At 66.0% G+C, this 14,216-nt stretch carries 8 protein-coding genes and 1 tRNA gene; 5 read left to right on the top strand and 4 right to left on the bottom strand.

The window, feature by feature from the left end; genetic code table 11:
• Window positions 1-17 precede the first annotated feature (17 nt).
• A complete protein-coding gene (locus BM252_RS07100) occupies window positions 18-1,139 on the bottom strand; it encodes a beta-ketoacyl-ACP synthase III (protein ID WP_093385561.1) in 1,122 nt (373 codons plus the stop codon).
• Between the two features lie 334 nt (window positions 1,140-1,473).
• On the bottom strand, window positions 1,474-2,928 hold the full coding sequence (locus tag BM252_RS07095; RefSeq protein WP_093385559.1) for a S41 family peptidase: 1,455 nt from the start codon (window positions 2,926-2,928) through the stop codon (window positions 1,474-1,476).
• Window positions 2,929-3,518: 590 nt separating this feature from the next.
• Between BM252_RS07095 and BM252_RS07090 the strand changes: the two genes are divergently transcribed.
• The 4 genes from BM252_RS07090 to BM252_RS07075 all read left to right on the top strand — a co-directional run bounded on the left by BM252_RS07090 (window position 3,519) and on the right by BM252_RS07075 (window position 12,531).
• Entirely contained in the window at window positions 3,519-5,843 is a 2,325-nt protein-coding gene (locus tag BM252_RS07090; RefSeq protein ID WP_093385556.1) for a TonB-dependent receptor plug domain-containing protein, read from the top strand.
• A gap of 259 nt (window positions 5,844-6,102) precedes the next feature.
• Window positions 6,103-8,127 carry a M13 family metallopeptidase gene (locus BM252_RS07085; protein WP_174900447.1) on the top strand — a complete coding sequence of 675 codons (2,025 nt, stop codon included), beginning with the start codon at window positions 6,103-6,105 and terminating at the stop codon, window positions 8,125-8,127.
• Between the two features lie 141 nt (window positions 8,128-8,268).
• Window positions 8,269-10,347, top strand: coding sequence for a M13 family metallopeptidase (locus BM252_RS07080; protein WP_093385551.1), 2,079 nt, complete (start codon window positions 8,269-8,271; stop codon window positions 10,345-10,347).
• Window positions 10,348-10,458: 111 nt separating this feature from the next.
• Entirely contained in the window at window positions 10,459-12,531 is a 2,073-nt protein-coding gene (locus BM252_RS07075; RefSeq protein ID WP_093385548.1) for a M13 family metallopeptidase, read from the top strand.
• 340 nt (window positions 12,532-12,871) lie between these two features.
• On the opposite strand, the gene BM252_RS07070 is transcribed toward BM252_RS07075, so the two are convergent.
• The gene (locus BM252_RS07070; protein WP_093385545.1) at window positions 12,872-13,417 is read right to left on the bottom strand and encodes a c-type cytochrome; all 546 of its coding nucleotides are present in this window, start codon (window positions 13,415-13,417) and stop codon (window positions 12,872-12,874) included.
• 199 nt (window positions 13,418-13,616) lie between these two features.
• Here BM252_RS07070 and BM252_RS07065 point away from each other — a divergent pair.
• A tRNA-Arg gene (locus tag BM252_RS07065) sits at window positions 13,617-13,692 on the top strand.
• Between the two features lie 197 nt (window positions 13,693-13,889).
• On the opposite strand, the gene BM252_RS07060 is transcribed toward BM252_RS07065, so the two are convergent.
• A complete protein-coding gene (locus BM252_RS07060; protein ID WP_093385543.1) occupies window positions 13,890-14,186 on the bottom strand; it encodes a helix-turn-helix domain-containing protein in 297 nt (98 codons plus the stop codon).
• Between the last annotated feature and the right edge of the window lie 30 nt (window positions 14,187-14,216).

Genomic DNA, 14,216 nt, shown 5'->3' with positions numbered 1-14,216 from the left:
GCGAACCGGCGGCGCGCTTACAGCTTGCGCACTACCACGCAGCCGATCGAATAACCGGCGCCGAAGGAGCAGATCACGCCGAGCGCGCCGGCGGGCATGTCGGCGCTGTGCTTGTGGAAGGCGATGATGGAGCCGGCCGACGAGGTGTTGGCGTAGGTGTCGAGGATCACCGGCGCCTCGCCCGGCTCGGCGTCGCGGCCCAGCACCAGGCGGCTGATCAGCAGGTTCATGTTCAGGTTGGCCTGGTGCAGCCAGTAGCGGCTCACCTGCGCCACTTCCAGGCCGGCGCCGGCGATGGTGGTCTTGATCATCTCGGCGGCCATCGGGCAGACGTCCTTGAAGACGCGGCGGCCCTGCTGGCGGAACAGCTTGTCCGGCTGGCCGATGCCCGACTCGTCGAAGCGGTTGAGGAAGCCGAAGTTGTTGCGGATGTTGTTGGAGAAGCTGGTCTTGAGCTTGGTCTCGACGATCTCGTAGCGCTCCTTCGACACGGCGGCGTCGGCCGCCTCGACGACGATGGCGGTGCAGGCGTCGCCGAAGATGAAGTGGCTGTCGCGGTCGCGCCAGTTCAGGTGGCCGCTGGTGATCTCCGGATTGAGCACCAGCACGGCGCGCGCCTGGCCGCTCTGCACGGCGGCGACGGCGGTCTGGATGCCGAAGGTGGCCGAGGAGCAGGCCACGTTCATGTCGAAGCCGTAGCCTTCAATGCCCAGCGCGCCCTGCACCTCGACCGCCATGGCCGGGTAGCCGCGCTGCATATTGCTGCAGGCGACCAGCACCATGTCGATGTCGGCGGCCGTGCGGCCGGCGTTGGCCAGCGCCTCCTTGGCGGCGGCCACGCAGATCTCGGCCTGCAGCGACAGCTCGTCGTCGCCGCGCTCGGCAATGCGCGAGACCATGCGGCTCGGATCGAGGATGCCGGCCTTTTCCATCACATAGCGCGACTTGATGCCGGAGGCCTTCTCGATGAAGCCGACGCTGGACAACTCCAGCGCGGTGACGCTGCCGGCCTCGATCGCGGCGGCGTTGTCGGCGTTGAACTGTTCGGCGTAGGCGTTGAAGCTGGCGACCAGTTCCTCGTTCGAGATCGATTGTGTCGGCGTGTAGAGGCCGGTTCCGCTGATGACGGCTTGTTTCATTGTTAAGCTTTCAGATTGAATAGTTGGCTGTCGCCATAATGGGGCAAATTCTACACAATGGCGGGCTATTGCTGCGTACTTTCTGATTTTTGGTTCTTTTTTAACCACTACCGGCGGACTCGGTTTTGGGGCTTCGGTCAAGGCGCCGGCGGCGCACAAACCACCCAACGGCAGAGAGCCAGGGTCAGACCCTGAGGGTCTGACCCTAGGTTCGCGCCGCTGGGGTCTTCTCAATCTATCGTCACGCGGGCGAGGCCGGCACCGGGCCAAAAAAACAGCGCCCCGTGGGGCGCCGCCTGTCGTTCGTCGCAACCGGCCGCGCGCGCCGGCCGGGCTACTTCTTCGCCGCCGGCTTGGCCGGCGCGGCGCCGGCCGCGTCGACCTGCACCAGCTTCGACTCGGCCTTGGCCAGTTGCACCGGCAGGCCCTTCAAATGGTTCAGCGCCTGGCTCAGCTGGAAGTCGTCGCCGCTGCCGTATTCCAGCGGCTTGCGCTTCTTCTCCATCGCCACCACGCGCAGCTGTTCCTCCAACTCGTCGCGGCGGGTCTTGGCGGCCTCCGGGTCGCGGTCGTTGCTGAGGTGCTTGTCGAGGTCGGCCTCGCGCGTGCGCAGGCTGTTCAGGCCGTCGCCGTCGGCGTTCTCGTCGACCAGCAGGTCGGGCGAGATGCCCTTGGCCTGGATCGAGCGGCCGTTCGGCGTGTAGTAGCGCGCCGTGGTCAGCTTGACGGCGGTGTCGGCCGACAGCTGGCGGATGGTCTGCACCGAACCCTTGCCGAAGGTCTGGCTGCCGATGATGGTGGCGCGCTTGTAGTCCTGCAGCGCGCCGGCGACGATCTCCGAGGCCGAGGCCGAGCCGGTGTTGACCAGCACCACCATCGGCACCTTCTTCACCGCCTCGGGCAGGCGCGCCAGCGCGTCGCTGTCGCTGCGCAGCGCGTAGTACTCGGGGCGGCCGTAGTAGATCTGCTTCTGGTCGGGCAGCTGGCCGTTGGTCGAGACGATCGCCGAGTCCTTCGGCAGGAAGGCGGCGGAGACGCCGATGGCGCCCTGCAGCACGCCGCCCGGGTCGTTGCGCAGGTCCAGCACCAGGCCCTTCAGGTGGGGGTCCTGCCGGTACAGTTCGGTGATCTTGGCGGCCAGGTCGTCCACCGTCGGCTCTTGGAACTGCGCCACGCGCAGCCAGGCGTAGCCCGGTTCGACCATCTTCGCCTTGACGCTCTTCTGGTGGATCTCCTCGCGGGCGATGACGAACACCAGCGGTTGCGGCTCGTCCTTGCGCAGGATGGTCAGCGTGACCTTGCTGTGCGGCTCGCCGCGCATCTTCTTGACCGACTCGTCCAGCGTCATGCCCTTGACCGGGGTGGTGTCGAGCCGGGTGATCAGGTCGCCCGCCTTGATGCCGGCGCGCCAGGCCGGCGAGTCCTCGATCGGCGCGACGATCTTGATGTAGCCGTCCTCGCTCTGGCCGATCTCGATGCCGAGGCCGACGAACTTGCCCTGCGAGCCCTCGCGCAGCTCGGCGTAGGCTTTCTTGTCGAGGTAGGCGGAGTGCGGGTCGAGCGAAGCGACCATGCCGGAGATGGCCTCGGTCAGCAGCTTCTTGTCGTCGACCGACTCGACGTAGTCGGACTTGATCAGGCCGAACACGTCGGCCAGCTGGCGCAGTTCCTCCAGCGGCAGGGCCGGATCGACAGGCTTTTGCGCCATCGCCGAAAACTGTAGCGACACGGCGATGCCGGCCACCACGCCCAGGCCGATCAGCCCGGAATTCTTCAATTTCTTACCCATGTGTCACCTGTCGATGCGTATCGCGCATTTCTCCTGCGCAGCCCATGCTAGCGGTAGGAAACGCGCTGGAACCAGTATAAACCTGATTTCCGGCAAACGTAGTAGCCGTCGCGTAATCTATTTCCCGTTTTACCCAGACTTACCTTTGCGGCCCATAAACGGCCCGAAAACGGCCCGCGCGTTACATTTTTGTATGCTGTGTTTCCGCCACGGCGGCGGGCGTAAGCAATTGTAAGACTTCGGGCCGGGCCGCAAACGGCGACCTACACTGAACTTGTATTTCTCTCTACCCTGAAGTGGTTTTTGCCTGCGCCTCCTTGCGCAGGTTTTTTTTTGTGCCGTCCCAACAGCATGCCTCTCGCCCGGAGCATCCATGTCATCTTCTTTGCATTCCTTGATACCGAACAAGCTTTGCAAGCGTCTGCGCTCGCCGGGCGGCGCGCTGCGGCCTTGTTGGATGTGTATCCTAAAGTAAAAAACCAGCGCCGCCCGCCGCCACCCGGCCGGGCCGGCCTTAGAATGCAGGCGCGCGCCCCTGCGGCGTGTTTGCCCGCGCCGTCCGCGCGCCGGCCACTCCATTAATTGAAGCTATGAGCAAACTGATTCCCTTCGCCTGCCTGGCCCTGTTGGGCGCCGCCGCCAGCGAGGTCTACGCCCAGACCGCGCCGGCCGAGGCCGTTCCCGAGCAGGCCCCGTCCCCCCTCCAGCCAGCCGCCAAGCCAGCCAGTCAGTCCGCCAACCCGGCAGGCAACCCGGCCGCCAAACCGGCCGCCGGCAAGAGCGGCCCCGCGCTCTCGTCCGACGGCAAGGTGCTGCCGCAGATCACCATCAGCGGCGCCCGCGCCGACGACATGGACGAGCGCCGCCGCTCCACCGCCGGCAAGCAGGTCTACGGCCGCGAGGAGCTCGACCGCAACGGCGACAGCAACCTCGGCGACATCCTCAAGCGCCTGCCCGGCGTGACCATCGGCGGGCGCCCCGGCCGTGGCGGCGAGATCCGCATGCGCGGCCTGGGCAACGGCTACACCCAGGTGCTGCTGAACGGCGAGCGGCCGCCGGCCGGCTTCTCGATGGACTCGCTGTCGCCCGACCAGGTCGAGCGCGTCGAGGTCATGCGCGGCCCGGTGGCCGAGCACAGCACCCGCGCCATCGCCGGCACCATCAACATCGTGCTGCGCGACGGCTACCAGCAGAAGGACTACCAGCTCAAGCTGACCGACTCGATCGAGCAGGGCCGCCACGCCCCCAACGTCTCGCTGACCGCGCCGCTGAAGGTCGGCGCGGCGACGCTGCTGCTGTCCGGCTCGATCTTCGAGAACCGCCAGCACGACCAGGGCCAAACCTACAACCTCGACAGCGACGCCGCCGGCGTCGCCCACAAGGAGCAGACGCTGCGCGACGAAAGCGGCCGCACCGGGCGCGGCATCCACTTCACGCCGCGCCTGTCCTACAAGTTCGACAACGGCGACACGCTGAACTTCCAACCCTTCCTGATGAGCCTGCGCAGCGACGGCCACAGCAGCAGCGCGCTGAGCCAGGGCGGCGCCGTGCCGCCGGCCTGGTTGCGCCCGCCGGAGTACAGCCTGGCGCACAGCGACGCGCACAGCAGCATGAGCTTCCTGCGCGGCTTCGGCAACTGGATCCACAAGTTCGAGGGCGCCGCCAAGCTGGACGTCAAGTTCGGCTTCGGCACCGGCCACAGCAGCAACGACTCGCTGCGCCAGCAGTACGACGCCAGCGGCGTGCTGCTCGAGCGCTTCCAGGACAGCGACAGCACGCGCGACCGCAGCTTCAGCACCGGCGGCAAATACACCGCGCCGCTCGGCCGCGACCATTCGCTGGCGGCCGGCTGGGACGTCGAAAGCGCCCACCGCAGCCAGACCAAAACCTCGCTCGACAAGAACGGCCTGCCGCAGTTTTCCGACTCCGGCGACAACCTCAGCGCCGACACCCGCCGCCTGGCCGTGTTCGCCCAGGACGAGTGGGACATCACGTCGCAGTGGGCCGCCTACTTCGGCCTGCGCTGGGAGGGCATCCGCACCACCAGCAGCCGCGCCGGCGGCGACGTCAGCAACAGCAGCAGCGTGTTCAGCCCGCTGCTGCACGGTGTCTGGCGCATTCCCGGCCACGAAAAAGACCAGCTGCGCGCCAGCCTGACCAAGAGCTACAAGGCGGCCAGCGTGCAGGACCTGATCGCGCTGCCGGCGCTGTCGCACTGGATCGGCGACCCGACCCGGCCCGACCGCATGGGCAACCCGGACCTGAAACCCGAGCTGGCCACCGGCCTCGACCTGGCCTACGAGCACTACCTGGGCCGCAGCGGCATCGTCAGCGTCAGCGGCTTCGTGCGCGACATCGACAACCTGATCCGCCGCAGCCTGAGCCAGCAGCAGATGGCCGACGGCCTGCACTGGGTGTCGCGGCCGGAGAACGTCGGCCACGCCCGCACCAGCGGCGTCGAACTGGAGGCCAAGTTCCAGCTGGCCGATTTGTTCGAGGACGCGCCGGCGCTCGACTTGCGCGCCAACTATAGCCGCTTCTGGTCGCGCGTCGACGGCATCCCCGGCCCCAACAACCGGCTCGACCAGCAGGCCAAGCAGACCGCCAACCTGGGCCTGGACTACCGCATGAAGGGCCTGCCGCTGACCCTGGGCGGCAGCTTCAACTGGACCCCGGCGACTACCGTGCAGACCAGCGCTACCCAGGTGGTCGACAGCGGCCGCAAGCGCGCCGTGGACCTGTACGGCCTGTGGAAGTTCAACGGCCAGACCCAGTTGCGCGTCTCGGTCAACAACCTGCTGGCCGAGGACTCGCTGGGCGGCAACGTGGTCACCACCAACGGCCTGAGCCAGCTGGCCAACACCGAAAACCAGACCTTCCGCGTCTGGAGCGTCAAGCTCGAAACCAAGTTCTAAGCCGCCGTCCCGGCGGCCGCGGCGCCGCAAGAAAACCCACAGGCGAAATCGAGGGTCAGACCCTAGGGTCTGACCCTGGGGGCCGCCCCCGCCCCGCCGCCACCGAGGCCGGCCGCGCCGGCGGCCTCGGCAAATTTGCCCACCCCGCCGCTGGCGCGCCCGCGCCCACCATGCTACAGTCGCAAACCATTCCCGGGGCCGGCCGACCGTCCGCCCCTGTTACCATGCCCCATAAGGACATCCAGTGAAACGACATCTGATGAGCACCCTCACCCTCGGCCTGCTGACGGCCTTCGCCCACGCGGCCGAACCGAGCACCCCGGCGCTGTCGTCCGGCATCGAGACGCAGTACATCGACCCGGCCGTGCGCGCCCAGGACGACTTTTTCCTGCACCTGAACGGCCAATGGCTGAAAAGCGCCGAGATCCCGGCCGACAAGTCCAGCTGGGGCTCCTTCGCCAAGCTGCGCGACGACACGCTGCCGCAACTGCGCGCCATCGTCGAGGCGGCCCAGCAGGACAAGAACAAGAAGGCCGGCAGCGACGCGCAGAAGATCGGCGACTTGTACGCCAGCTTCATGGACGAGAAAAAACTCGACAGCATGGGCATCAAGCCGCTCACCGGCGAACTGAGCGCGATCCGCTCGCTGAAGGACAAGAAGGGCCTGCCGGCCTTGATCGCCCACCTGGCGCAGATCGGCGTGCCCGGCCCCTACGGCGTCTACGTCAGCCAGGACGCGCGCGAGTCGACCAAGTACGCCGTCGGCATCAGCCAGGGCGGCCTGGGCCTGCCCGACCGCGACTACTACCTGAAGAAGGACGACGCCAAGCTGGTCGCCGTGCTGGCCAAGTACCAGGCCCACGTCGAGACCATGCTCAAGCTGGCCGGCGACAAGAACGCCGCCGCCAGCGCCCAGGCCGTCGTCGCGCTGGAGACCGCGCTGGCCGAGGTGCAGTGGACCAAGGTGGAGAACCGCGACCCGGTCAAGCGCTACAACAAGATGGCGATCGACAAGCTGGCCGAGCTGGCCCCCGGCTACGACTGGAAGCACGCGCTGGCCGCCGCCGGCGTGGCCAGCAAGACCGACTACGTGATCGTCAACCAGCCCAGCTACCTGGCCGCGCTCGACAAGCTGATGGCGCAGACCGAGCTGTCCAGCTGGAAGGCCTACCTGGAGTGGAAGCTGGTGCGCGACGCCGCGCCCTACCTGTCGAAACCCTTCGCCGACGCCAACTTCGCCTTCTACGGCACCGTCGTCTCCGGCGTCACCGAGCAGGAGCCGCGCTGGAAGCGCGGCGTGCACCTGGTCGAGTCGGTGCTGGGCGAAAGCCTGGGCAAGCTCTACGTGGCGCAGCACTTCCCGCCCGCGCGCAAGGCGCGCATGGAGGCGCTGGTGAAGAACCTGCTGGCGTCCTACCAGCAGAGCATCGACACGCTCGACTGGATGAGCGCGGAAACCAAGAAGGAGGCCCAGGCCAAGCTGGCCAAGTTCACCCCGAAGATCGGCTACCCGAACAAGTGGCGCGACTACTCGCGCCTGGCGATCAGCCGCGGCGACCTGGCCGGCAACACGCTGCGCGCCGCGCACTTCGAGTACCGGCGCATGGTCGACAAGCTGGGCAAGCCGGTCGACCGCGAGGAGTGGGGCATGACGCCGCAAACCGTCAACGCCTACTACAACTCGGGCAAGAACGAGATCGTCTTCCCGGCCGCGATTTTGCAGCCGCCGTTCTTTGACGCGCGCGCCGACGACGCCGTCAACTACGGCGCCATCGGCGCCGTCATCGGCCACGAGATCAGCCACGGCTTCGACGACAAGGGCAGCCAGTCCGACGGCGACGGCAACCTGCGCGACTGGTGGAGCAAGGCCGACCGCGCCAACTTCAAGGCCAAGACCGACGCCCTGGTCAAACAGTACAACGGCTACAGCCCGCTGCCCGGCTACCACGTCAACGGCGAGCTGACCCTGGGCGAGAACATCGCCGACAACTCCGGCATCGCCATCGCCTACAAGGCCTACAAGCTGTCGCTGGGCGGCAAGGCGGCGCCGGTGATCGACGGCCTGACGGGCGACCAGCGCTTCTACATGGGCTTCGGCCAGGTCTGGCGCAGCAAGATGCGCGAGCAGCAGCAGATCGTGCAGATCAAGACCGACCCGCACTCGCCCGGCCAGTTCCGCGCCAACGGCACGATGATGAACCAGAACGGCTTCTACGAGGCCTTCGACGTCAAACGGGGCGACAAGATGTACCTGGCGCCCGAACAGCGCGTCATCATCTGGTGATCGCCGGAACCGGTAGATAGCAAAAACCAACAAAAAAGCCACCTAGCGTGGCTTTTTTGTTATTCCTGCGTTTCAGCCATGATAAAGTCGCCGCGTTGGCGAGGACTTGTCCACTTGCCATTCATCCGGGAGAGAAGAAAAGTGAAAGCACATCTATTGAGCGCCCTGACGCTGGCCCTGCTGGCCGGCGCCGTCGGCGCGGCCGACGCGGCCGACACCCCCGCCGCCGCCATCGGCACGCCGGCCGCCGCCGCGCCGCGCTCCGGCATCGCCATCGAGAACATGGACCCGGCGGTGCGGGCGCAGGACGACTTCTTCGTCAGCCTGAACGGCAAGTGGCTGGCCCACACGGCGATTCCGTCCGACCGCTCCAGCTGGGGCGCCTTCGAGAAGCTCGACGACGACACCAAGCCGCAGCTGCGCGCCATCATCGAGCGCGCCGCCGCCGAGGCCGGCGGCCACGCCGCGTCCGGCTCGGACGCCCAGCGCATCGGCGACTTCTACGCCAGCTTCATGGACGAGGCCCGCCTCGAGCGGCTCGGCCTGGAGCCGCTCAAGGAGGAGCTCGAGCGCATCGACGCGGTGCAGGACAGGCGCGACCTGCCGGCCCTGATCGCCCACTTCAACCGCTACGGCATGGGCGCGCCCTACGCCTTCGGCGTCCACCAGGACAACAAGGACTCGACCAAGTACGTCGCCGACATCGGCCAGTCCGGCCTCGGCCTGCCCGACCGCGACTACTACCTGAAGAAGGACGACGCCAAGCTGGCCAAGATCCTCGCCCAGTACGAACGCCACATCGAAAAAATGCTGACGCTGGCCGACAACGCCACGCCGGCCGCCGACGCCAAGGCCATCGTCGCGCTGGAGACGGCGCTGGCCCGGGCGCAGTGGACCCAGGTGCAGCTGCGCGACCCGGTCAAGGCCTACAACAAGGTCGCGCTCGACAAGCTGAACGCGCTCACCCCCGGCCACGACTGGGCCGGCTACCTGGCCGACACCGGCCTGGCCGGCAAGGTCGACTACGTCATCGTCGCCCAGCCCAGCTACCTGAAGGGCGTCGCCGCGCTGCTGGCGAAGACCCCGCTGGCCGTCTGGAAGGCCTACTTCCAGTGGCATCTGCTGCACGACAGCGCGCCCTACCTGAGCAAGGCCTTCGTCGACGAGAACTTCGCCATGTTCCACACCGCGCTGCGCGAGGTGAGCGAGATGGAGCCGCGCTGGAAGCGCGGCGTCAACGCCACCGACGGCGCGCTCGGCGAGAGCCTGGGCAAGCTGTACGTCGAGGCGCACTTCCCGGCCGAGCGCAAGGCGCGCATGGAGGCGCTGGTGAAGAACCTGCTGGCGGCCTACCAGGGCAGCATCGCCACGCTCGACTGGATGAGCCCGGCGACCAAGAAGCAGGCCCAGGCCAAGCTGGCCAAGTTCACCACCAAGATCGGCTACCCGAGCAAATGGCGCGACTACGCCGAGCTGGAGGTGCGCCGCGACGACCTGCTGGGCAACGCCATGCGCTCCGCCGAGTTCGCCTACCAGCACGAGTTGGCCAAGCTGGGCAAGCCGATCGACCGCGCCGAGTGGGGCATGACGCCGCAGACGGTGAACGCCTACTACAACCCGGAGATGAACGAGATCGTCTTCCCGGCCGCCATCCTGCAGCCGCCGTTCTTCGACGCCGAGGCCGACGACGCCGTCAACTACGGCGGCATCGGCGCGGTGATCGGCCACGAGATCAGCCACGGCTTCGACGACCAGGGCGCCCAGTACGACGGCGACGGCAACCTGCGCGACTGGTGGAGCAAGGCCGACCACCAGCAGTTCGCCGCCAAGAGCCAGATGCTGGTCAAGCAGTACAGCGCCTTCAGCCCGGTCAAGGGCTACTTCGTCAACGGCGAGCTGACCCTGGGCGAGAACATCGCCGACAACTCCGGCATCGCCATCGCCTACAAGGCCTACAAGTTGTCGCTGGGCGGCAAGGCGGCGCCGGTGATCGACGGGCTGACCGGCGACCAGCGCTTCTACATGGGCTTCGCCCAGGTTTGGCGCAGCAAGGTCCGCGAGGCCCAGCAGATCGTCTACCTGAAGAGCGACCCGCACGCGCCGGACCAGTTCCGCGCCAACGGCACGGTGCGCAACCAGCCGGGCTTCTACGACGCCTTCGGCGTCAAGCCGGGCGACAAGATGTACCTGCCGCCGAAGGAGCGGGTGCAGATGTGGTAGCGCCGGCCCGAGGCGCCGGCTGCCACGGCGGCGCCAATATGCTACAGTGCCAGACGGGCCAAAAGTCCAAGGTTTCATACCTTTTTCGTTATAAACAATGGGGATAATTCTGTGAATCGTTACTTGTTAAGTGCCTTAACCCTCAGCCTGATCGCAGGCTACGCCGGTGCCGCCGACCAGGCCGCCGCTCCCGCACCGGTCAGCGCCAACGCCGCCGGCGCCAAGATGGTGTCGGGCATCGCCACCGAATACATCGAGCCGTCCGTGCGCGCGCAGGACGACTTCTTCACCCACCTGAATGGCAAGTGGCTGGCCAACACCGAGATCCCGGCCGACAAGTCGAGCTGGGGCTCCTTCGCCAAGCTGCGCGACGACGTCCAGCCGCAGCTGCGCGCCATCATCGAGGGCGCCGCCAACGCGCCGTCCAAGACCGCCGGCTCCGACGCCCAGCGCATCGGCGACTTCTACGCCAGCTTCATGGACGAGGCCCGCCTCGAACAGCTCGGCCTGACGCCGTTGAACGGCGAACTGGCCAAGGTGGCCGCGCTGAGCGACAAGAAGCAGATCCCGGCGCTGATCGCCCGCTTCAACCAGCTGGGCTTTGGCGCGCCGTACAGCTACGGCGTGCACCAGGACAACAAGGATTCGACCAAGTACGTCGCCGACCTGTACCAGGACGGCCTGGGCCTGCCCGACCGCGACTACTACCTGAAAAAGGACGACGCCAAAATGGCCGACGCGCTGGCCAAGTACCAGCTGCACGTGGCCAAGATGCTGACCCTGGCCGGCGACGCCAACGCCGCCGCCTCGGCCAAGGCCATCGTCGCGCTGGAAACCGAGCTGGCCAAGATCCAGTGGAGCAAGGTCGAACTGCGCGACCCGGTCAAGGCCTACAACAAGGTCGACGTCGCCAAGCTGGGCGAGCTGACCCCGGGCTACGACTGGGCCGCCTACCTGAAGGACACCGGCGTCGCCGGCAAGGTCGGCTACGTGATCGTCAGCCAGCCGAGCTACTTCAAGGGCTTCAACGAGGTGCTGGCCGCCACGCCGCTCGACAGCTGGAAGGCCTACTTCCAATGGCAGGCGATCCGCGCCAGCGCGCCCTACCTGTCGAAGGCCTTCGTCGAAGAGAACTTCGCCTTCTACGGCACCGTGCTGAGCGGCGTGACCGAAATGCGGCCACGTTGGAAGCGCGGCGTCAGCGTCACCGAGGGCGCGCTGGGCGAGAGCGTCGGCAAGCTGTACGTCGAAGCCCACTTCCCGGCCGAGCGCAAGGCGCGCATGGAAGCGCTGGTGAAGAACCTGCTGGCCTCGTACAAGACCAGCATCGACAAGCTCGACTGGATGAGCCCGGTCACCAAGAAGCAGGCGCAAGCCAAGCTGGCCAAGTTCACCACCAAGATCGCCTACCCGAACCACTGGCGCGACTACTCGAAGCTGGAAGTGTCCAAGGACGACCTGCTGGGCAACGTGCTGCGTTCGCACCAGTTCGACTACAACAAGGAACTCAACAAGCTGGGTAAACCGATCGACCGCGAAGAGTGGGGCATGACGCCGCAAACGGTGAACGCCTACTACAACCCGGAGATGAACGAGATCGTTTTCCCGGCCTCGATCCTGCAGGCGCCGTTCTTCGACGCCAACGCCGATGACGCGGTCAACTACGGCGCCATCGGCGGCGTGATCGGCCACGAGATCAGCCACGGCTTCGACGACCAGGGCGCCCAGTACGACGGCGACGGCAACCTGCGCGACTGGTGGACCAAGTCGGACCACAAGAACTTCGAGAAGAAGACCAAGATGCTGGTCAAGCAGTACGGCGAGTTCAGCCCGCTGCCGGGCTACAAGGTCAACGGCGAGCTGACCCTGGGCGAGAACATTGCCGACAACTCCGGCGTGGCGATCGCCTACAAGGCCTACAAGCTGTCGCTGAAGGGCAAACCGGCGCCGGTGATCGACGGTTTGACCGGCGACCAGCGCTTCTTCATGGGCTTCGCCCAGGTATGGCGCATGAAGATGCGCGAACCGCAGCAGATCGTGCAGATCAAGACCGATCCGCACTCGCCGGGCCAGTTCCGCGCCAACGGCACCATGCGCAACCAACCTGGCTTCTACAGCGCGTTTGGTGTCAAGGAAGGCGACAAGATGTACCTGGCGCCGAAAGACCGCGTCATCATGTGGTAACAGCCTGGCCTGGCCGTTTCGCGGCTAGCTGAGGAAAATGAAAGGGGGCCGCACGCTGTGCGGCCCTTTTTTCGTGGGCGCGGCCGGCGCGGGCAATGTCGGCCGCGCCGGCGCACGACAGCACTGGAAGGGCGGCACCGGCACGGCGGCGGCACGGCGGCCGCTGGTGGTGCGCGCTGGCCCGCCGGCGTCCGGCGTCCGGCGTCCGGTATTCGGTGCTGGCAAGCGTCGCTGTGGCGCCGTCTGGCCGCGCCGCAGCGGGACGCAAAAAAACCCGCCGGCTTGCGCGAGCGGGTTTATCGTTTTGGCGCCGATCGGATCGGCGCCTGGCGGGACAGGCTTACTTGGTCGCCGCGGCGCCGTCGGCGGCCGCTGGAGCCGGCACGGCCGGTTCCTTGAACTTGGCGCCGGCGCTGTTGGCCAGGTAGACCACCACGCGGGCCACTTCGACGTCGTCCAGGTCCGGGTTGCCGCCCTTGGCCGGCATGGCGCGGATGCCTTCGACGGCGTGCTTGAGCAGGGTGTCGTAGCCTTGGGCGATGCGCGCCGACCAGCCGCCGGCGTCGCCGAACTTCGGTGCGCCGGCGGCGCCGCTGGCGTGGCAGGCGGCGCAGACGGCGGTGTAGACGGCCTCGGCCGATTGCAGCACTTTCGGACCGCTCGCGTCCTTCAGGGTGAAACCCTCGTTGGCGACCGGGCTCAGGCGCGCGGCGATGGCGTCGGGCGTCTGGCTCTCGGAGCCGGCGCCGACCAGCTTGTCGGCCGTCACGTATTGGACCAGCAAAATGATGCCGATGACGGTGATCGCGAAGAAGCCGATGACGGCCGCGACCAGTTGTTTAGGCGTTCTGATGGCGGATTCGTGTTCGTTGTGTGCGTCGCTCATGATTTCCTTAATACAGGTTTCGAAGCTGGGACCGAGCGAGACAGCCGTTTTGCATGTTGGTTTGCAAACCCTCGCCAAACCCGCGATTATAGACTCAAAAACCCCTTCTTGGAATGTGGTTGCCCAGCAATACGACACTTTTCATGGACGGCGGGGGCGAAAGACGGTATCCTTCGTTTCACTTCAAGTAGTTCCCCGCGCGGCTGTAGCTCAGTGGATAGAGTATTGGCCTCCGAAGCCAAGGGTCGCTGGTTCGATTCCAGCCAGCCGCACCAGTTTTCCCCATGTAAATCAAATACTTAAGCCTTGCATTGCTGCGCGATGTGACGTCTTATAGTGCCTGTTTGGCGCATTCACTGTGCCAAAACCGTATCGTCAGACACCACCATACACGAGCCACCTTTCTAGCTCAGGAGCAACTGCGTCTGGCGATATGTTCTGGACGGCGATTGGTCCCGGCAAGCCGTCTTGTTCATGCCGCCTGCAGTTTTTTGATTTCTTTCTCGATTAATTTCGGATTCTGCTCGATGAGCGCGAGAAGGGTTCTTGCCGGACCTTCCGGCTGACGAATCCCTTGCTCCCAATTTTTGATGGCAGCTGCCGAGAAGCCAAAACGACTGGCAAATTCACTTTGCGACAATCCGATTTTCGCTCGAAGTTTTTTCACATCGATGAGCGGAGGGGCGACTTCAGTCGTCTTTAGATCGATCTCGCCACGTTCAAACGCCAGGACCTCGTTCAAGGATTTGTTCAGAGTCTTTGCATCCATAATAATTCGTCCTAAAAATACAAATAAGAG

Origin of the sequence: Rugamonas rubra (genome assembly GCF_900114705.1) — a bacterium.
In the GTDB taxonomy this organism is placed as follows: Bacteria; Pseudomonadota; Gammaproteobacteria; order Burkholderiales; family Burkholderiaceae_D; genus Rugamonas; species Rugamonas rubra.
The sequence above is the reverse complement of the archived record's forward strand: the minus strand, read 5'-3'. Positions and strand labels throughout refer to the sequence as shown.